Origin of the sequence: Salinivibrio sp. ML290, assembly GCF_001995695.1 — a bacterium.
In the GTDB taxonomy this organism is placed as follows: domain Bacteria; phylum Pseudomonadota; class Gammaproteobacteria; order Enterobacterales; family Vibrionaceae; genus Salinivibrio; species Salinivibrio siamensis.
On sequence record NZ_MUEY01000003.1, the window covers coordinates 59,353 to 79,463 of the forward strand.

14 protein-coding genes are annotated in these 20,111 nt (G+C 48.3%); 11 read left to right on the plus strand and 3 right to left on the minus strand.

Annotated elements, in window-relative coordinates:
- Nucleotides 1-90: 90 nt before the first annotated feature.
- Nucleotides 91-1,263 (minus strand): nicotinate phosphoribosyltransferase, encoded by a 1,173-nt coding sequence (gene pncB, locus BZG23_RS03915; RefSeq protein WP_077606187.1) that lies wholly within the window; start codon nt 1,261-1,263, stop codon nt 91-93.
- A gap of 278 nt (nt 1,264-1,541) precedes the next feature.
- Between pncB and pepN the strand changes: the two genes are divergently transcribed.
- The 9 genes from pepN (at nt 1,542) to rmf (ending at nt 16,577) form a co-directional block, all read left to right on the plus strand.
- A complete protein-coding gene (gene pepN, locus BZG23_RS03920) occupies nt 1,542-4,151 on the plus strand; it encodes an aminopeptidase N (protein ID WP_077606188.1) in 2,610 nt (869 codons plus the stop codon).
- 124 nt (nt 4,152-4,275) lie between these two features.
- On the plus strand, nt 4,276-4,494 hold the full coding sequence (locus tag BZG23_RS03925; RefSeq protein WP_046073214.1) for a DUF2835 domain-containing protein: 219 nt from the start codon (nt 4,276-4,278) through the stop codon (nt 4,492-4,494).
- 203 nt (nt 4,495-4,697) lie between these two features.
- The gene (locus tag BZG23_RS03930) at nt 4,698-9,518 is read left to right on the plus strand and encodes an NAD-glutamate dehydrogenase (protein WP_077606189.1); all 4,821 of its coding nucleotides are present in this window, start codon (nt 4,698-4,700) and stop codon (nt 9,516-9,518) included.
- A 65-nt stretch (nt 9,519-9,583) separates the two neighbouring features.
- Nucleotides 9,584-10,597 (plus strand): quinone-dependent dihydroorotate dehydrogenase, encoded by a 1,014-nt coding sequence (pyrD, locus tag BZG23_RS03935; protein WP_046073216.1) that lies wholly within the window; start codon nt 9,584-9,586, stop codon nt 10,595-10,597.
- Between the two features lie 139 nt (nt 10,598-10,736).
- Entirely contained in the window at nt 10,737-11,291 is a 555-nt protein-coding gene (locus BZG23_RS03940; protein ID WP_077606190.1) for a cell division protein ZapC, read from the plus strand.
- Nucleotides 11,292-11,938: 647 nt separating this feature from the next.
- Nucleotides 11,939-14,068 (plus strand): bifunctional 23S rRNA (guanine(2069)-N(7))-methyltransferase RlmK/23S rRNA (guanine(2445)-N(2))-methyltransferase RlmL, encoded by a 2,130-nt coding sequence (gene rlmKL / locus BZG23_RS03945; RefSeq protein WP_077606191.1) that lies wholly within the window; start codon nt 11,939-11,941, stop codon nt 14,066-14,068.
- Entirely contained in the window at nt 14,065-14,319 is a 255-nt protein-coding gene (locus BZG23_RS03950; protein ID WP_077606192.1) for a glutaredoxin family protein, read from the plus strand. The genes rlmKL and BZG23_RS03950 overlap by 4 nt, the downstream gene beginning before the upstream one ends.
- Nucleotides 14,306-16,216 (plus strand): ATP-binding cassette ATPase Uup, encoded by a 1,911-nt coding sequence (gene uup, locus BZG23_RS03955; RefSeq protein WP_077577809.1) that lies wholly within the window; start codon nt 14,306-14,308, stop codon nt 16,214-16,216. Before BZG23_RS03950 ends, uup begins: the two co-directional genes overlap by 14 nt.
- 190 nt (nt 16,217-16,406) lie before the next feature.
- Nucleotides 16,407-16,577, plus strand: coding sequence for a ribosome modulation factor (rmf, locus tag BZG23_RS03960; protein ID WP_077458712.1), 171 nt, complete (start codon nt 16,407-16,409; stop codon nt 16,575-16,577).
- A gap of 232 nt (nt 16,578-16,809) precedes the next feature.
- Here the strand turns inward: rmf and fabA are convergent, their stop codons facing one another.
- Together fabA and BZG23_RS03970 are read right to left on the minus strand one after the other, a co-directional pair.
- On the minus strand, nt 16,810-17,325 hold the full coding sequence (fabA, locus tag BZG23_RS03965) for a bifunctional 3-hydroxydecanoyl-ACP dehydratase/trans-2-decenoyl-ACP isomerase (RefSeq protein ID WP_046073221.1): 516 nt from the start codon (nt 17,323-17,325) through the stop codon (nt 16,810-16,812).
- Between the two features lie 68 nt (nt 17,326-17,393).
- Nucleotides 17,394-19,049 (minus strand): AAA family ATPase, encoded by a 1,656-nt coding sequence (locus tag BZG23_RS03970; RefSeq protein WP_077606193.1) that lies wholly within the window; start codon nt 19,047-19,049, stop codon nt 17,394-17,396.
- Between the two features lie 183 nt (nt 19,050-19,232).
- Here BZG23_RS03970 and matP point away from each other — a divergent pair, with 183 nt between their 5' ends.
- Nucleotides 19,233-19,682 (plus strand): macrodomain Ter protein MatP, encoded by a 450-nt coding sequence (matP, locus tag BZG23_RS03975; protein ID WP_046073223.1) that lies wholly within the window; start codon nt 19,233-19,235, stop codon nt 19,680-19,682.
- A gap of 31 nt (nt 19,683-19,713) precedes the next feature.
- Nucleotides 19,714-20,004 carry a DUF3634 family protein gene (locus BZG23_RS03980; RefSeq protein ID WP_077606194.1) on the plus strand — a complete coding sequence of 97 codons (291 nt, stop codon included), beginning with the start codon at nt 19,714-19,716 and terminating at the stop codon, nt 20,002-20,004.
- The last annotated feature ends 107 nt before the right edge of the window (nt 20,005-20,111 follow it).

A 20,111-nucleotide genomic window follows, 5' to 3' on the forward strand; every position in this document is an offset into this window, starting at 1 on the left:
CAGAGCGTGTTATCATAAAAACTCATCAATAAAACATTGATGAAAAGGACCGGTGATAAATAAACTGGCCCTTTTCTATTGGGGAAGCGTTTAGTCTGACAACTTGAACGCGGCTTTTAGTGCAGAGAGGTGCGCTTCATCTTTACAAATGGCTTTGTTAGGCTCATCAGAAATTTTGGCAACAGGTTTCCCTTGGCAGCTGGTTAATTTGATCACCACATTGAGGGTTTTCACATTAGGGAGATCACAGGTTAGCTGCGTGCCAATACCGAATGAGGTCGTGGCTTTGTCGGCAAAGTATTGATAGATGTGCACGGCTTTCGCCAGCGTGAGGCTATCGGAAAAGACAAGTGTCTTATCTTTGGGGTCAATACCATGATACCGATAATGCGCGATCGCCTTCTCACCCCATGCAATCGGGTCACCACTGTCATGACGCAATCCGCTAAAGGCGTGACAGAGCGAACGATCAAAGTCCTGTAAAAAGGCATCCATGTTGATACAGTCGGTTAGCGCTATCCCTAGGCTATCGGGATACTCTTGCAACCACATTTGTAACGCAAGCTGCTGGGAGTCAGCAAGCTGACCTGCAAGCTGCTGATGGGCTTGAAACCACTCATGCGCTTGGGTGCCGACAGGCACAAGCCCTAACTGTTTGGCTAGCCATACGTTAGAAGTGCCTTTTAAAGGCGGATAGACCGCGTGCAGACGTGTCACTATCGCCTGATGGACCTCACGAGAAAAACGACGCCGCGTGCCAAAGTCAACGAGCTGGAACCCATGGGCAAATCCCTCTTTAGGGAGATGGGCTAACTTATCGTCAAGACGTGCAATCGCGTCATCGACACTTAGTTGAGCGTAACAAGCGCGGTTTCTCAGCTCACAAATAATCGCCAGTAGTGGCACTTCCCATAGAATCACCTCTTGCCAAGGGCCGGCGATATGAATTGCTAATTGACCGTCTTCGACACCGACAGTGACTTGGTCAGGATCGAATTGAAAACCTGACAAAAAGGCGAGAAAGTCTGCTTGATATAGACCTAGCGAGTCCAGATAGCTGAGCTCGTCTGCATGAAACCGCAACGTCGCGAGATGATTGACATGCTCCACCACCTGTTCACGTAGGTAGGAGAGGTTTTCATCACTGCGGCAGTAAAAGTCAGCGGTAACATGGACATCAGGATAATGATGAAATACGGCCTGCTGCATATTGATTTTATAAGCATCAGTATCCAAGAGTGATGTAATGATCGGATTGTGCATGCGTGGTGAACGCCTTACGGGTTACAAAACGAAATGAGCGTCATAGTACCGCAATTTTTAGAAAATTTAACCGTCGTCACATTATATTTCAGTCGGGATTGGCAGGCTGCGTTGACATTATACTGCGCTTATTGGATGTAAACGCAAACATTTGATAACAAACTGTTAAATCTATAGTCATTAATGCCGAGCCGCGGTATGGTATGGCATGCAAAATCGCCCTTGGGCGAATGAATACAGTTCGTTGGCTGAGGTACACTCGATAAAAAGGAAACGACATGTCTCAACAACCCACCGCCAAATACCGTGATGATTACCGTGCGCCGGACTTTACCATTACGGATATCAACCTTGAATTTGATCTTGATCCGAACAACACCCTAGTCACGGCGGTTAGCCAGGTGAAACGCCTGAATGATCACGCCACCGATCTGGTGTTAGACGGGGACGCGCTCACGTTAGTGCGCCTAGATATCAACGGCGACCCCTGGACAGCCTATAGTGAAGAGGCGGGCAAATTGATTGTCCGAGACGTTCCAGCCGCATTTACTTTAACCATCCAAACTCAGCTCGATCCTGAAAACAATACCGCTCTCGAGGGGTTATATATTTCGGGCGGGGCTTATTGTACTCAGTGTGAGGCGGAAGGATTTCGCCGGATCACTTATTATCTCGACCGTCCCGATGTGTTAGCTCGCTTTACCACCAAGGTGATTGCGGATAAATCTACATACCCATACTTACTCAGTAACGGCAATAAGATTGCGTCGGGTGATTTGGAAGGTGGCCGCCACTGGGTAGAATGGCATGACCCGTACGCGAAACCCAGTTACCTATTTGCACTGGTCGGCGGCGATTTTGATGTGTTACGTGATACGTTTGTGACCCGCTCTGGGCGTGATGTGGCACTGGAAATCTTTGTTGATAAAGGGAATTTAGATCGTGCCGATCATGCGATGACTTCATTGAAGAACGCAATGAAATGGGWTGAAGAGCGGTTTGATCTTGAATATGATCTAGATATTTACATGATCGTCGCCGTTGACTTCTTCAACATGGGTGCCATGGAGAATAAAGGCTTAAACATCTTTAACTCCAAGTATGTATTGGCAAACGCCGAAACCGCCACCGACACCGATTATCTCGGCATCGAAGCGGTCATTGGTCATGAGTACTTCCATAACTGGACGGGGAACCGAGTGACATGCCGTGATTGGTTCCAACTTAGCCTGAAAGAAGGGTTAACTGTTTTTCGTGATCAAGAGTTCTCCTCCGACTTAGGCTCGCGCTCTGTCAACCGTATCAGCAATGCGCGTATTATGCGTGGCCCCCAGTTTGCTGAAGATGCCAGCCCTATGTCTCATCCGATCCGGCCAGAAAAAGTGATCGAAATGAATAACTTTTACACCCTGACGGTGTATGAAAAGGGCAGTGAAGTTATTCGTATGATGCATACTATTTTGGGTGAAACCGGGTTTCAAAAAGGGGTCAAACTCTACTTTGAACGTCATGACGGTACAGCAGCCACTTGTGATGATTTTGTTCAAGCAATGGAAGATGCGTCTGGGGTCGATCTGACTCAGTTCCGCCGTTGGTACAGCCAATCTGGGACGCCGGTGTTGAATGTATCATCGACCTATGACCCCGATAGCAAACAGTTGGCGTTACATGTCACGCAGCACACGCCGCCAACAGCGGATCAGCAAGAGAAGTTGCCGCTATATATTCCACTGGATATTGCACTCTATCGTCGCGACGGCAGTGTGATTGAGTTACAACGTCACGGTGAGTCGGTCTCAAACGTCCTGGCGGTGACAGATGCTGAGCAGACCTTTATTTTCGATGGGGTGGATGAGCAACCTGTGCTTTCCCTGCTCAGGGAGTTCTCCGCGCCAGTGAAGCTTGAACATGACTATCAAGACGATGAGTTGGCATTCTTACTGCAACATGCGCGCAATGATTTCGCGCGGTGGGATGCGGGTCAGAGTCTACTGGCCAAGCATATTAAGGAGAACGTCGCACGGGTACAAAACGAACAGCCTATTGATGTGCCCTTGTCAGTGATTGATGCATTTCGTGGCGTATTGCTCAGCGACAACACGGATCCGGCATTGATTGCGGAAGTGATCAACTTACCGACCGAGACGGAAGTGGCTGGCTGGTTTGATATTGTCGACGTTGATGCGATTCATCAAGTCATGGCGGCGTTCAAGCAACAATTTGCCGATCATATGGTTGATGAGTTTGACGCGGTATACCGTCAGTATGCGCAACCTGAATATCAGATCACCCACAAAGCGATCGGTGAACGCGCTTTACGTAATGCCTGTTTGAGCTATCTCGCGCACACGGAAAACGGCAACACGCATGTAGAGCGTCATTACCAAGCCGCGAACAATATGACTGACACCATGGCAGCATTGAATGCCGCTAACAATGCGCAATTACCGTGTCGTGAACCACTGATGAAAGATTTCAGTGATAAATGGCAGCATGATGGACTGGTGATGGACAAATGGTTCATGCTCCAAGGTGCGAACCCTTCCGAGACTGCCTTAGAGCAGGTGAAAGCACAGATGGCGCACCCTGCCTTTACGCTCAAAAACCCCAACCGTGTACGCAGTTTGGTCGGGGCATTTTGTAATCGTAATCCGGCGCGTTTTCATGCCCAAGATGGTAGCGGCTACCGCTTTTTAAAAGAGATCTTGGTGACCTTGAATCAGTCGAATCCACAGGTGGCATCACGATTGATTGATCCTATGCTCAAACTGGCCTATTACGATCACCATCGCCAGCAGCAAATGCGACAGGTACTGCAAGAGTTGGCAGATATGGATAACTTAGCTGCGGATCTCTATGAAAAAGTAGAAAAAACACTTGAGCAGTAAGAAACGATTTGGGATAAAATCAGCCAAGCGTTAACAAGTGTGAAAAGCCGTCCACCTTGGGCGGCTTTTTGTTTTCGGTGGTTGATTGGTTTGCGGTGTCACGGTGATAGGTTGAGCGGAAGAGATGGAGTATTATTTTAACGTTTACATTGCTTACTCAGAGTATCAACACTACTACAGTGGTGCCGCGGCCAATGTGGTGGTGACGACCGATCAGGGTCTGCGTCTTCAGATCCCGGCTTCGCGTTTTCGTCCTTTCCTATCGCAACTCGGTATACGCGGGCGTTTTAAACTGGTGACCGACGCCAACCATAAGTTCCAGTCGTTAATGCGGGTTGCTTAGTGGTGCGCGAGTGATGCCTCGCCAATTCTTCTGTTTAAATAGCCACACCAGTCACATTCTGGCGAAATTCGCGTAAATCCAGCCGTTTACCTATAACGTTTTTACCTGCCAAGCCTTACACTAGACAGTGCGTTTGTTAACGCAATGTTTACCTCTGAATACTCACAACGATAATGTTCTAAAAAGGACAACGGAGCTCCAGAATGACCTCGCGTGACCCTATAGTACCTGTGTTACTTGAGAAGGTTTATCAGCTGATTGCCGATAAACTGGATGATACTCAACAACCACTTGTCGATGCATTAGCCAAAAGGATATTGGGTCAAATCTCTGATGATGACTTGCAGGAACGCAATGAGTCAGATCTCTATGGTGCTGTGATGAGTTTGTGGCACCATCTAAACACCTTCGAACAAGACAAAGTGTTTGTAAAAGTCTTTAACCCGAGCCTCAGTGGTAATGGCTGGCAGTCCACCCACACCATTGTCGAGATCTTAGCACCAGATGCCCCCTTCCTGGTCGACTCGGTGCGCATGGCCCTCAACCGTTTGGGGATCACGACCCACCTAATGCTTAATACCCCGATAAAATCACAAAAAAATGATCAGGGTAACGTGATTGGGATTGGCGGTGACAACGGGCAGTTCCAAAGTACGTTCCACATCGAAATCGACAAAATGTCCGATGAGTCAGAGATGGCGGCATTAGAGGCGGAATTGTCTGAAACCTTGATGGATGTGGTGATGGTGGTAAACGACTGGAAGCCGATGCGTGAGCAAATGCTTGCGCTGGTATCGGAGCTGAAAGATACACCGTTACCCATTGATGATGAACGTCGCCAAGAAGCGATCGAGTTTTTGAGCTGGATTACCGACAACAACTTTACCTTTATGGGGTATAAGTGTTTTGACTTAGTCGCGGTGGAAGGGGATTACGAGCTTCGTGCTAGCGCAGATTGCAATGCACTCGGCTTAGCCAAAAAGCATAAATCGCCCGCTGTCCTCAGCCTATCAGACATGCCAGAGTCAGCGCGCGCCGAGGCGCTGAAAAAAGAATTACTGGTGTTGACGAAAAGCAATGCTAAATCTCGTGTCCATCGTCCGGCTTATGTGGATTACATCGGGATCAAAAAATTTGATCAAGATGGCAATGTGATTGGTGAGCACCGTTTCACCGGTCTTTATGCATCTTCAGCGTATAACCAATCCACCGCCAGTATTCCCGTCTTGCGTAACAAAGTGCGTCGCATTCTTGATAACAGTGGCTTTTATCGTGAATCACACTCGTGGAAAGCACTGGCGAATATTTTGGAAAACTATCCCCGTGATGAGCTTTTTCAGGCGACCGAAGAAGAAATGCGCGACGTTGGGATGGGCGTGGTGCAAATGCAAGATCGTGACATGCTGCGCGTGTTTGTTCGTCGCGATCCATTCGGGCGGTTTTTCTCGTGCATGGTGTATATCACCCGTGAGCGCTATAACACCGAGTTCCGTCGTCAAACCCAACGTATTCTTCAGCAGTACTTTGGCTCTGATCAGACGGTAGAATTTACCACTTTCTTCTCGGAAAGCCCCTTGGCGCGGACGCACTATATCGTCCGAGTAGAAAACAACAATTTCGATATTGATGTGAAGAAGATCGAACACAATCTAACAGAAGCGGCTTCGTCTTGGGACGATCGTCTGCAAGAGGCTGTGATCGCAAACTTTGGTGAAAACCGAGGCACACCGATCGCCAAGCGTTACCTGCGGGCGTTTCCACGTTCGTACAAAGAGGCCATGCTGCCTGGATCAGCGGTGGCGGATATTGAGCGCCTTGAGGGACTCAGTGATGATAACAAGCTCGATATGCTGCTTTATCGCCCCCAAGAGGTAAGCCATCAATCGAACGCGATCAGCCTGAAACTCTTCCAAAAAGGCGAACCTATTCACTTGTCTGATGTGATGCCAATGCTAGAAAACCTTGGCTTACGCGTGATTGGTGAATCACCTTATGAAGTAGAAACCAGTCAAGGGGATGTATACTGGATCCTCGACTTTTCGATGTTGCACAGTGCTGGATCGGCGTTTGATCTTGGTAATGCCCGGGATCGTTTTCAGCATGCCTTTGCGGATATCTGGCATGGCCGTCTGGATAACGATGGCTTCAACCGCCTGGTGCTTAATGCCAGTTTGTCGGGGCGTGAAGTGACGATTTTACGTGCGTATGCGCGTTATATGCGTCAAATTGGCTTTCCATTTAGCCAGGCCTATATTGAAGAGACGCTAGCGTCACACTCTCAACTTGCCAGTTTCTTGGTAAAACTATTCAATACGCGTTTTGACCCGGTTGGTAAACAAACGAAGCGGGCACAAGACATCATCATCAATGATATCGAAGAAGCCCTCGATAATGTCGAGAGTCTTGATGATGACCGTATTATTCGCCGCTATATGGAAATCATGTTGGCGACCACGCGAACGAACTTTTTCCAAAAAGATCCGGACAATGGCCAAGACAAGCCTTACTTGTCGTTAAAACTCGAGGCCTCTGAGATCCCGGATATGCCTAAACCTGTTCCGGCATTCGAGATCTTCGTGTATTCACCGGATGTAGAAGGGGTGCATTTACGCGGCGGCAAAGTCGCACGTGGTGGCTTGCGGTGGTCCGATCGGCAAGAAGACTTCCGCACCGAAGTGCTGGGGCTGGTTAAAGCGCAGCAAGTGAAAAACACGGTGATTGTGCCCGTCGGAGCCAAAGGTGGGTTTGTATGCAAGCGACAGCACCAGCTCTCGGGCCGAGATGCAATTTTTGCAGAAGGGAAGCGCTGCTATCGGATCTTCATCCAAGGGTTGCTCGATATTACCGATAATATCGTGGAAGGCACCCTGACACCGCCGCAACACGTTGTGCGTCATGACGAAGATGATGCCTATCTCGTGGTGGCTGCAGATAAAGGTACCGCGACCTTCTCCGACCTTGCTAACAGTGTCTCAGCGCAATATAACTTCTGGCTGGGCGATGCTTTCGCGTCTGGTGGCTCCAACGGTTATGACCACAAAAAAATGGGGATCACCGCAGCGGGTGCTTGGGAATCGGTGAAGCGTCATTTCCGCGAAGTGGATATCAATTGTCAAACCACAGACTTTACCTGTGTGGGGATTGGCGATATGGGAGGCGACGTGTTTGGTAATGGCATGTTGCTCTCTAAACATATTCGCTTAGTGGCAGCCTTTAACCACATGCATATCTTCATTGACCCTGAACCTGATGCCGCGAAAAGCTGGAAAGAGCGTCAACGCCTTTTCAACCTGCCGCGCTCAAGCTGGGAAGATTATGACAGCGAGTTGATTTCCAAAGGCGGGGGGATATTCTCTCGTCGAGCGAAGTCGATTAACTTAACGCCAGAAATACAAAAACTGCTTGGTACACGCAAGCAATCCATGGCGCCGAACGATCTGATCAAACAGATCTTAAAAGCCAAAGTCGATCTGCTATGGAATGGTGGGATTGGCACCTATGTTAAATCGTCCGATGAAACCCATACCTCTGTTGGCGATCGCGCCAATGATGGGTTACGTGTTAACGGCAATGAAGTCGGTGCGCGCATTATCGGTGAAGGCGGTAACTTAGGGATGACACAACTGGGGCGTATTGAGTATGCGCTCAAAGGTGGCCGCGTCAATACCGACTTCATTGACAATGTCGGCGGGGTAGATTGCTCAGATAACGAAGTTAATATCAAGATCTTGCTCAATGGGCTGGTCGCTGCCGGTGACTTGACCATGAAAAAACGCAACGAGCTTTTGGAGCGGATGGAAGATGAAGTGTCTGATATCGTGCTTGAAGATGCGTACAGTCAGAGCGAGTCAATTTCCGTAACCCACAATCAGCAAGCGGCGTTATTAAAAGAGCAGATCCGCTTTATTCATTATCTTGAAAAAGAGGGCAAGCTGGATCGTGCACTTGAATATTTGCCGGATGATGAGACCTTGTCTGAGCGTAACTTACGTGGCACGGGCCTAACTCGCCCAGAAATTGCTGTGCTGGTGGCGTACGGGAAGATGGTGCTCAAAGAGCAACTGGTGGTTGATGAAGTGACGCAAGATGCACACTTTGGCCAGCTACTCCCCAGTTATTTCCCGAAAGAGTTACAGCGTCACTATCGCAAAGAAATGGAATCCCATCCATTGAGAGGCGAGATCATCGCTACCGCCTTGGCGAACCAGATGTCGAACGACATGGGCTTCAATTTCATTACGCGTATGCAAGATGAAACGGGAGCAAGTGTCAGTGACATTGCCAAATCGTATGCGATTGCCCGTGACGTGTTTGGTTTTGAACAACTGTTTGACGATGTGCGAGCGCTAGATAATCAGGTCAGCGCCAAGGTGCAATACGATATCTTGTTCCGTTGTCGCCGGATGCTACGCCGAGCAACCCGATGGATGCTACGTAACAAACGCAAAGGGGAAAGTATCGAGGCACAAGTGGCCTTTTATCGTCCGGCGCTGCAAAACTTGGTCGAGCACTTGGATGACTATCTGGTTGAGAGTGAAATCAAAGAGCATGATCAACAAGCGGAGACGCTACGACAAGCTGGGGTGCCGGATGCACTGGCGAATAGAGTCTGTCGTCTAACCAGCGTGTTCTCTGGATTGGACTTAGCACAGGTGTCAGAGCAGCTGAATAAACCGTTCGAGCTGGTGGCACGCTTGTACTATGTGCTAGGGGATAGCTTGTCACTGCACTGGTTCTTGAAACAAATCAACAACCAACCGGTGGATAACCACTGGCAAGCGTTGGCGCGTGCGTCTTTCCGCGAAGATCTGGATTGGCAGCAACGATTACTCACCGCCCGTATCGTGTCCGAAATGGCAACCGATCAAGATGCTGAGACGGGATTAGCCCAGTGGATGGATGAGCACGTAGTCATTCTCGGGCGTTGGCAGAGCATTGTTGATGAGTTCAAAGTGGGCTCAGTGCATGAGTTTGCCAAGTTCTCCGTCGCGTTACGCGAATTGTCGCTGTTAAATTTAAATTGAATTAAAGCGCCAATAACGCAATAATCTAGCCCCGTTTATACGGGGCTTTTTTATTAGGAGGGATAATGCTTTACCGCCTCGCCAGACCGGCTATCTTTCAGTTAGATCCAGAAAAAGCACATGATCTAACCATCAACACCCTTTCTCGATTCCATCACACCCCGCTTCGTTTTCTCTATTCCCAACAGCTTCCTCCTCGTCCAGTTACCGTAATGGGACTCAACTTTAATAATCCCGTTGGTCTAGCGGCAGGATTGGACAAAAACGGCGAGTGCATAGAAGCCTTTGGTGCGATGGGTTTTGGTTTTGTGGAAGTGGGGACAGTGACACCCCGGCCACAACCGGGAAACGACAAACCTCGACTTTTTCGTATTAAAGCCGCCGAGGGGATCATCAACCGTATGGGGTTCAATAACCTGGGGGTTGATGCGTTGGTAGAAAACGTCAAGCGTGCGAAAAACTTCGACGGTGTGTTGGGTATTAATATTGGCAAGAACAAAGATACACCCATCGAGCAGGGCACCGATGACTATGTCGTCTGTATGCGAAAAGTGTACCCATATGCCGACTATATCGCCGTTAATATCTCGTCGCCCAATACGCCAGGATTACGGACGTTGCAATATGGCGAGATGTTCGACGAACTCCTGAGCACACTGAAAGCCGAACAGGCACAGTTGGCAGACACTCACGATAAATACGTGCCTCTGACGGTTAAGATTGCCCCAGATTTGAGTGAAGAAGAAATTCAACAAGTGGCGCAAGCACTGATTCGTCACCAGATCGATGGTGTGATTGCGACCAACACCACGCTTGAGCGCTCATTGGTAGATGGTATGCCTCATTATCGTGAAGCGGGTGGGCTAAGTGGCCGTCCTGTTCAACTAAAAAGCACCGAGGTTATTCGTCAACTACATCGTGCGCTCGATGGGGCGATGCCCATCATCGGTGTAGGGGGAATTGATTCAGTCACGGCGGCGCGTGAAAAGTTGGAGGCAGGGGCGGATTTGGTGCAAGTCTACTCTGGGTTGATTTACCAAGGCCCTGGGCTCATAAAACAAATCGTGCGTCATATTTAAGTTAGGAAATAAAGTCTTAAGGTATAAAAGGGGGCGTTTTCTTCCCCTTTTTTTTTCGCTTCAGCCCATTACACTTCAGGCAATGGCAGTTTTGGTATCGCCAGACACCCAGTTAGTGAGTCATCGCGGGAGCTGAAGTATGTTAAAACCTAATAATGCATGGAGATGGTATTTCGATAATACGTCGAATTCACTAATGCTGGATTTAGGCGACGACATGGTTTTTCGCGTGGCGGTCAACGCCAAACATCTCATCCCCGATGCGTTCTCATCATCCCCATTTTCTGTTGAGGATGCATCACTCTTTCAACGTTTGACCGATCCCCTGTCAAACCTCTCTCTTWCCGGCCCTCGTCAGGCCGAACTCGCTTTGAACGCAGTGGCAGCCTATCGCTTCCACAAACCTGTCTTACCTAAAAGCTGGTTTTTCGAGCCACAACAAGACACTATCGCCACCCCTGAGTGGGGGCAAATAGTCGAGCTCACCAGCCAAACAGGGGATAGGGCGCCGTTTATTATCATAGAGAACGCCGGTTCTGCCTCGCTCTGCATGCTCGCACGTGAGGCTGATTTTGAACTGAGCGCGAATAAAACAATGGCGTTTTGTGGTGCGATTAAAGTAATGAACGACCGGCTATCGCAACCAATACTTCAAACAAATAGCCAAAAAGGTCGCTTTGCGTTAGTGGGCTGAGTGGTTTTCACTCAGCCCACGCCTCCTTTCTTCCCTCACTTTTCTTGTTTCTTGTACAGATTACAGCGCTATAGCTGTATCTTGACGTTTCTTATACCAAACAGATGTGCATAAAAAATGTGATATCAGTTCATTTTATGAGCGAAAAGTGTGCACATGCCTGCGCATTTTTTCATTGATTTGGGGATGTTTTCACCCTTATAAGGCCAATGAATGACGCCTTTCTTCCTATTTTAGCCGTTAAAATGCTTGAATAAATCCATCCTGGTCTAGTCCAGCTTACGCAATTTGCGATTCATTCCCAAAGGGAAAGATAAGCCATTTTCGTTTTAATAGTATCAGACATAATGTGCGTAATAGTCACAGTGAATGCTTACACGCGTTCAGCTCAAAACGGATTTGGCGAGGTGAGATGAGTGACAAAGCAAGGTGGTTTCCTGAGGGAAACAGGTATGCGCATCAAGTTGGGGTGATTGATTCCCATTGGAAACAAAGATGCCTAGATATCTGTTTCTTATTGGAAACAACAATTCGGCGATTTATTCATCACTCAATGAGATTGTCGCCGCTTGGGTCAACGATAGGCGTAAGATTGATGTATAATCGCCGCCATGATGACAACGACGCCCAAAGGGTGTAGAGACTGAATGAAACACTATCTCGCAATAACCGCTCGAGGTCTCGAGCACATGCTAGCTCAAGAGCTTGAACAACTTGGCGTATCTAGCCTCAAACAAGTCCATGCAGGGGTTAAATTTAAAGCCGACGATTCAACACTGTATCAATGCTGTTTATGGAGTCGGATTGCGTCACGGTTCGTCTTGGTGCTGGGCGAGTTTGCGGTGCGCGATGATATGGATCTCTACCTCGGTGCAACGGCCATTAACTGGCCAGATTATTTTCACGCCAGTCAGCGGATTGCGGTGGACTTTAATGGTACCAATCGCGAGATACGTAACAGCCAGTACGGGGCGTTGAAAGTCAAAGATGCGATTGTAGACAAATTTGAAAAGTCGAATTTGCCCCGTCCAAGCGTCGACCGCGAGCAGCCTGATTTACGTATCCATATGCGGTTATCGAAAGATCAAGGCCTGCTTGGGATTGATATGGTGGGGAGTGGCTTGCATCAGCGTGGCTATCGCACCCAGGCTGGCGCGGCACCATTACGAGAAACCCATGCCGCGGCTTTGGTGGCACGGAGTGGCTGGAAGCCCGATCAGCCTTTGATGGACATCATGTGTGGCTCGGGTACCTTGCTGATAGAAGCGGCGATGATGGCAGCGAAAATTGCGCCTGGATTAAAGCGCAAGCGTTGGGGCTTTGAATCATTGTTGGGCTTTGATGATGAAGCCTTTAAAGCGATCAAAGCTGAAGCGAGTGTCAAGGCGAAACGAGGTGTAAGTCAGTGCCAGACACGTTTTTATGGCACTGATAACGATGCCCGTATCATTGAGACAGCACGTGCGAATGCACGACGTGCTGGCGTTGGTGAATTGATTGACTTTGAAACGGTTGATGCCACCCAAGTGACGCCGCCTGAGGGATTCTCAGGGGGACATATTCTTTCTAATCCGCCGTATGGGGAGCGCTTGGGAACCACGCCTAGTTTGATAGCCCTCTACACGCAGCTCGGTGATCACCTTAAAGAGGCATTTGCGGGGAACACGGTTTCTTTGTATTCAGGTTCGGAAGAGTTGCTTAGTTGCTTGCGGATGCGTGCGGATGACAAATTTAATCTACGCAACGGTGCGTTAGATTGTGTGATGAAAACCTATGCGATCACCGCGCGTGGTGAAAAATCGGAGAGTGAGGCGGCAAAGGCGGACGTCGCCCCAGATTTTGCTAATCGCTTGCGCAAGAACATGACCAAACTGGATAAATGGGCAAAGAAACAAGCGCTAGAGTGTTATCGACTCTATGATGCTGACTTACCAGACTATAAAGCCGCGATTGATCGGTATCGCGACTTTTTGGTCATCCAAGAATATGCGGCACCGAAAACCATTGAGCCAGAAAAAGCACGTCGTCGCTTGCTGGATATGGTGCGCGCAGCCATCGCGGTGACCGGTGTGGATGCCAATAAAGTGGTGCTAAAAACGCGCGAAAAGCAAAAGGGCAATAATCAATATCAAAAACTCGCCGGCGCATCTAGAACGATGACGGTCGATGAATATGGCGTGGCGCTTGAAGTTAATCTCTATGATTACCTGGATACAGGATTATTTCTCGACCATCGCTATACCCGTCGTCTAATTGGTGAGAAAGCACAAGGGAAAGATTTCCTTAACCTCTTTGCCTACACGGGCAGCGCGTCCGTTCATGCTGCGGCAGGTGGTGCACGGTCTACAACGACTGTCGACATGTCAAAAACCTATATAGCGTGGGCTGAACGCAATATGGCGCTCAATGGCATTGTCGGACGTCAGCACCGTTTTGAGCAGGCAGACTGTCTACAATGGATTCGCCAGTCTAACCAGCAATTTGATTTGATCTTTATCGATCCGCCGACATTCTCCAACTCGAAAAGAATGCAGAGCACTTTCGATGTTCAACGTGATCACCTTGATGTGCTTTTAGCACTGAAGGACCGTTTGCGTCCCGATGGGGAAATTATTTTTTCCAACAACAAACGGCACTTTAAGATGGATAGTGAGGGGTTAGCCGCGGCCGGCTTACGTGCGGAGAATATTAGCAAGCGTTCGATTCCTGAAGATTTTGCCCGCAACCCACATATCCATAATTGCTGGATAATCCGTCATCAGGCAGTATCAGCATGACACTCGTATTGTTTAGCACGGAAGGGTGCCACCTTTGTGAACAAGCGTGGGCACTCTATCAATCTCTCGGTTATCAAACGCCACTCAACAGTCAAGACATTGCCTTTGACGATGCGCTCTTTGAGCGTTACGGCGTCACAATCCCTGTGATTGCAATCCGCGATCAGTCTGGAAAGGTGAGGGCTGAATTAGGATGGCCGTTTGATCACACACAATTACAAGCTTGGTTAACGCAACATGGCATTGATTAAAATAACCTCCGCCCAGTTGGCGTATGGCGACAACCCATTACTGGACAAAACAGACTTTATTCTTCAGCCAGGTGAGCGCGTGTGTCTTGTTGGACGCAATGGTGCGGGCAAGTCGACGCTGATGAAAGTCCTTGATGGTCAGGTACAGCTCGATGATGGCAGTATTCAAAGCCAATCTGAACTTAAAGTCTCTCGGCTTGAGCAAGATCCACCACGAGATAGTCAAGGCACTGTGTTTGACTATGTGGCCGAAGGTCTCGCTGAGGCAGGGGACAAGCTAAAGCAGTATCACCAACTGATCGCGAAGATCGAAGCAGATCCTAGCGATCGCAACATAGCCGAGTTGGCCAAAGTGCAAGAAGCACTGGACCATGCTGACGCTTGGCGCTTTGACAATCAAATAATGGTGGTATTAGGGGCATTAGGACTGGAAGGTAACACCGCGCTTAAAGCCCTATCGGGTGGCTGGCAACGCAAAGCCGCCTTAGCGCGCGCACTTGTCTGCGAGCCGGATGTGTTGCTTCTTGATGAGCCAACTAACCATCTGGATGTTTCGACGATTCTGTGGTTGGAGCAGTTCTTGAAAGACTTTAAAGGCGCGATCGTCTTTATCTCGCATGACCGTTCGTTTATCGGGGCAATGGCCACGCGTATCGTGGATCTTGACCGCGGCAAGTTGACCTCATGGCCAGGTGATTATCAAACCTATCTGGACGGTAAAGAAGAAGCTCTGCGTGTAGAAGCCGAGCAAAATGCCGAGTTTGATAAAAAACTTGCCCAAGAAGAGGCTTGGATTCGTCAAGGTATCAAAGCGCGTCGCACCCGCAATGAAGGACGTGTACGCGCATTGAAAGCGCTACGGCAAGAGCGTGCGAGTCGTGTTGAGTTACAGGGTAACGCAAATCTGCAGCTCGATGACGCCAACCGCTCGGGGAAAATTGTGTTTGAAGCCGAAAACGTTGCCTTTACCTATCAAGATCAGCCACTGATTAAGCCATTTAGCTTTACGGTGATGCGCGGCGATCGCATTGCACTAATTGGCCCCAACGGATGCGGTAAGAGTACACTGTTGAAGCTTATGCTTGAAAAACTCACCCCAGACAGCGGGCACTTGCACGTGGGGACCAAGCTCGACGTGGCCTATTTTGACCAATATCGTGAGAAATTGGACCCAGAAAAAACGGTGATCGACAACCTGGCAGGGGGCAAAACAGAAGTTGAAGTAGGTGGCCGAAAACGTCATGTCATGGGTTATCTACAAGACTTCTTGTTTCATCCACGCCGTGCGCAAACCCCGGTGAAAGCGCTATCAGGAGGAGAGAAAAACCGCCTATTGCTGGCCAAGCTTTTCCTCAAGCCTGCCAACTTACTGGTACTTGACGAGCCGACCAACGATCTTGATATCGAAACGCTCGAGTTGCTGGAAGACTTACTTTCACAGTTCCAGGGAACCCTGTTATTGGTCAGCCACGACCGTCAGTTTGTCGACAACACAGTGACGCACAGCTGGATATTTGAAGGCGACGGCACCATTAATAAATTTGTTGGGGGGTATCACGATGCCCAACAACAGCGTGAGCAGTATCTCAAAGCCATCACACCCAATAGCCGTAACCATTCAATGAGTGGTGAGGGTGATACGGAACAAAAGACGGCAAAACCTAAGAGTAAGCCACGCAAGCTATCTTATAAACTGCAACGTGAGCTAGAAGCCCTGCCGGCGCGGCTTGAGGCGTTAGAAGAAGAGATTGAAGCGTTACAATCAGAAATGAACGATCCTGATTTTTTCTCGAAAAGTCAGGACATTACTCAACCTAAACTGACCCGATTAGCTGAGGCTGAACAAGCTTTAGAGCAAGCCTTTGAACGCTGGGAAGAATTAGAGGCTATGCAATAATTGTGTTAGTGACGTTGTCACATATAGAGGGATATGACTCACATTTTGTTTAGTCGTTGCTCGATAGTGCTTGCTTAAAAAATAATCATGATCGAAGCTGTAGAGGATGCTTCATAAAAACGTCATAGACGGAAGTATCCTTGCAAATGGCAAGCAGCATTGAACAAAATGGAATAAAGAGGGCGACCCTATGAAAAGACAGAAGCGAGATCGTTTGGAACGCGCACAGTCAAAGGGCTTTCAAGCTGGGATAAACGGTCGATCGTCTGAACTATGTCCTTACCAACAAACGGATGCGAGAAGTAGCTGGCTTGGCGGATGGCGCGAAGGCAGAACCAGTAAATCGGAAATGATGAAGTAACCTCTTTTTATATTTCACGGCCTTATCGTTTTGGTAAGGCCTTTTTAAACACATCTTAATGCACTATAACTTTATATATTTGCCACTAAACAAACATAAATACAGCAATCAATTTATCCAATCACTAAAAATTTCCTTCTTAGTTATCCAAAAGCGGAGAAGTACTTGATAAGTAGGAAGGGAGGGGTAATAGAAGCCGGCGATGGTCATCTCACCGGCTCGACAGAGAGGATTAGAATGCGGATGTGTCTTGGAAAAGACCCACTTTCAGATCTTTAGCGACGTAAATCTCTTTATCATCAACGTAGACGCGGCCATCACCGACACCCATAACGAGTTTACGGTTAATCACGCGTTTCATGTGAATTTCATAACGAACACGCTTAGCCGTTGGCAATACTTGTCCGGTAAACTTCACTTCACCAACACCCAGGGCACGGCCTTTGCCTTCGCCGCCAACCCAGCCGAGGAAAAAGCCAACTAGCTGCCACATAGCATCTAAGCCAAGGCAACCTGGCATCACTGGATCACCTGGGAAATGGCAGTCGAAAAACCATAAATCTGGGTTGATATCCAACTCAGCGACAATCACGCCTTTATCAAAGTCACCACCTTGATCGGTAATGTTGGTGATACGGTCCATCATCAGCATGTTTGGTGCCGGAAGCTGTGGACGTCCCGGGCCAAAGAGCTCACCTTGGCTAGATGCGAGTAAATCGTCGCGGTTATAGGAATTTTGGCGTTTCATTATATCTAAACTGCTCCTTATTCAATTGCGAGCAGGTTAGCGTACACGTGTACGCCAAACAACTCGGATCAGTACTGGCCAAACCAGTTTTTTAAGCGTTTAAACAAACTGTTGCAGCTTTGTTTTTCATCAGTATGAAAATGATTTATTCGATTAGATATTTTTCTTAGCAATGTCTCCTCATCGTCTCCGGAGAATGGGAGACCTGTCACAAGCGGCAAGGCTTGTTCGACATCATCCACCGCCCAAATATGAAATTGACCGGCTTTAATCGCTTCAACAACGTCGTTCCGTAGACACAAGGATGAGAGATTCGTTTTAGGTAACACGACACCTTGTTGACCCGTTAATCCTCGATGCGCGCAAACTTGATAATAACCTTCAATTTTTTCATTAATCCCGCCTACCGCTTGTACGCGACCAAATTGGTCAACTGCACCAGTGATGGCAATGGCTTGATTAATCGGTTGTTGAGATAGCGCGCTCACAAAGGCACACAACTCGGCCAAGGATGCACTGTCACCATCCACTTCACTATACGATTGTTCGAATACAATGGAAGCCGAATAGGGTAAAGGGTCATCAAGATTTAGCGCCACGCTCACAAAGGCTTGCATAATCATCATGCCTTTGGCGTGAATGTTACCTGCAAGCTCGGCTTTGCGCTCCACATCAGCAATATCGCCATCACCGGAGTGAACAACACAAGAAATTCTCGCTGGCTCACCGTAACTCATCGGATGGCCAGGCACTTCGATCACAGTTAAACCGTTGATTTGGCCGATATGCTCGCCACGGGTATCAATAAAAACCTGTCCTTTGTGGATATCTTCAATCGCACGCTCGGGGAGATAGGCAGCACGTTGGTAACGCTGAGAGATAGCGGCATCAATGGCGGCTTTGTCGAGCGCATCCGACGCCGTTATGACAGACTCAGCCAGTAGTTGCTGATACCAAACCGGACACAAGGGCATCCGCCATTGATCTTCGCTTTCTCGTGCCCCTGCTTGTAATAAACGCACTAAGCCTGATTCTGTCATGGGTAAATGCGTTTGAGCGGTGACCAAGCCTTTAAGCCAAGCAAAGTAGGGCACAATGGTGGCCGAGTCGAGCGCAATATCTTGCTCATATTCGGCATAAGCTGACAGACCTTCGTAGAGATCAGGCTCATTGGTTTCAAAGTCGGCCAGCCACTGTCTGTCGCCGACTAACACCAAACGTACGTTCAGTGCCTCATCGGGCAAATCCGTTACTTGATCGGCACGGGCGGTTTGCCAGGCGAGTTTGCCTGATGATAAAAACTGCTTGAGGCGCACCCAGACGCGTGGCTGCTGCAGTACATCCGCCACTTTTAAAATCAATACGCCATCGTGAGCTTGATGCAGTAAACCGTACTTCCTTTGTGACGCTGTCACATTTTTATTCGCATCATAAGCAAAGCCAAACAGTGTTGATTCGGTAAATGCGTCACCGATCACAACCGGCATCTCTGGGTACTGTGCAACTAATTCTGCTTGATAGGCATTAAGATATTGAGGCAAGTCAGCTGACATCACGGTAAGACAAGCCGTTGGACACGAAGGTGACATTAACCAAGTCAGTGCCTTTTTTAAGCGCGATTGCAGTGATAACAGTGAGGCCGCCTCTAAATGCGCGAATTGTGCAATGTCGAGAGAAAACTGAGAATAATGTGGTTTGGCATCACGCCAATCAACTTCATGCATGTCTATGATTACTGACTAAGATTAGAATGGACAGAGTATAAAGGATAACACACTGTGGTAATAGGATAGTGCGGCCATTGGATCGTCCACTGGCGTACGCGGTATCTTTGAGGTGTGCGATAATTGAACAGACAGCGAGTTAGTGTTACGCTGTCACCACTTGGCGTGACTGAAGCTTGGCATATGAAATATCAACAACTCGAGAACCTTGAGGCAGGCTGGAAATGGGCCTACCTAGTGAAAAAGTGGAAAGACGGTGACGCTGTCACAAAATACATTGATAGTGATGAGGCTCAGACGGCCGTTGACGCCTTGTTAGCGCTGGAGCATGAACCAACGCGTGTACATCAATGGATTGAAAAGCACATGTCACCTTCATTGGAGAAAAAGCTAAAACAAGCGATTCGTGCCAAGCGCAAGCGTCACTTTAACGCCGAGCAAGAGCAAACGCGGAAAAAATCGATCGATTTGGATTATCGTGTGTGGGAGAAGCTCTCGCAAAAAGCACACGAGCTTGACGCGACCTTGTCAGATACCATTGAATATTTACTTTCTGAGGCTAATCGCTCAGAGAGTGCCAATAAGCAGGTAGACACCTTAAAGCAAGATCTGAGTAACTTGCTGGGTATGTAGAACCGTTTGACCGATAAGCGAGCATCGCAGTATGGGCTATTTTTTACTTATCTCTTTTGCCATTTTTCTCGCATTTATGTTGATTGACCGGCCACTGATCGTGATTGCGTTTAAAGATGGCCAGCTAGTGCGTCACAAAGGAAAAGTGCCGAAAGGTTTCTTACAWGACTGCCAAGACATTGCGAAGCGTCATCCGTTCACGGGCACAGTGAAAGTGTATAGCAACCGCTTTAAACCCGCGAAGGTGGTGATGTCGCGTAGCATTGATAACCGCACTCAACAACGCATCAAAAACGTATTCCCACATCAGTCATTCAAATAGCACATCAGATTACAAGCCATGCTGGACAAGGAGCGATATGATAAGCGAGAAACGCCATATCGCTCCTATATTGACGCATACCCATCAGTGCGCATTATATAGATTAT

Coding starts and splice junctions, on each gene's coding strand:
- rlmKL (WP_077606191.1), top strand. CDS start 11,939: ATGAAACACTATCTCGCAATAACCGCTCGAGGTCTCGAGCACATGCTA.
- BZG23_RS03930 (WP_077606189.1), top strand. CDS start 4,698: ATGACCTCGCGTGACCCTATAGTACCTGTGTTACTTGAGAAGGTTTAT.
- matP (WP_046073223.1), top strand. CDS start 19,233: ATGAAATATCAACAACTCGAGAACCTTGAGGCAGGCTGGAAATGGGCC.
- pncB (WP_077606187.1), bottom strand. CDS start 1,263: ATGCACAATCCGATCATTACATCACTCTTGGATACTGATGCTTATAAA.
- BZG23_RS03970 (WP_077606193.1), bottom strand. CDS start 19,049: ATGCATGAAGTTGATTGGCGTGATGCCAAACCACATTATTCTCAGTTT.
- BZG23_RS03950 (WP_077606192.1), top strand. CDS start 14,065: ATGACACTCGTATTGTTTAGCACGGAAGGGTGCCACCTTTGTGAACAA.
- pyrD (WP_046073216.1), top strand. CDS start 9,584: ATGCTTTACCGCCTCGCCAGACCGGCTATCTTTCAGTTAGATCCAGAA.
- rmf (WP_077458712.1), top strand. CDS start 16,407: ATGAAAAGACAGAAGCGAGATCGTTTGGAACGCGCACAGTCAAAGGGC.
- uup (WP_077577809.1), top strand. CDS start 14,306: ATGGCATTGATTAAAATAACCTCCGCCCAGTTGGCGTATGGCGACAAC.
- fabA (WP_046073221.1), bottom strand. CDS start 17,325: ATGAAACGCCAAAATTCCTATAACCGCGACGATTTACTCGCATCTAGC.
- BZG23_RS03925 (WP_046073214.1), top strand. CDS start 4,276: ATGGAGTATTATTTTAACGTTTACATTGCTTACTCAGAGTATCAACAC.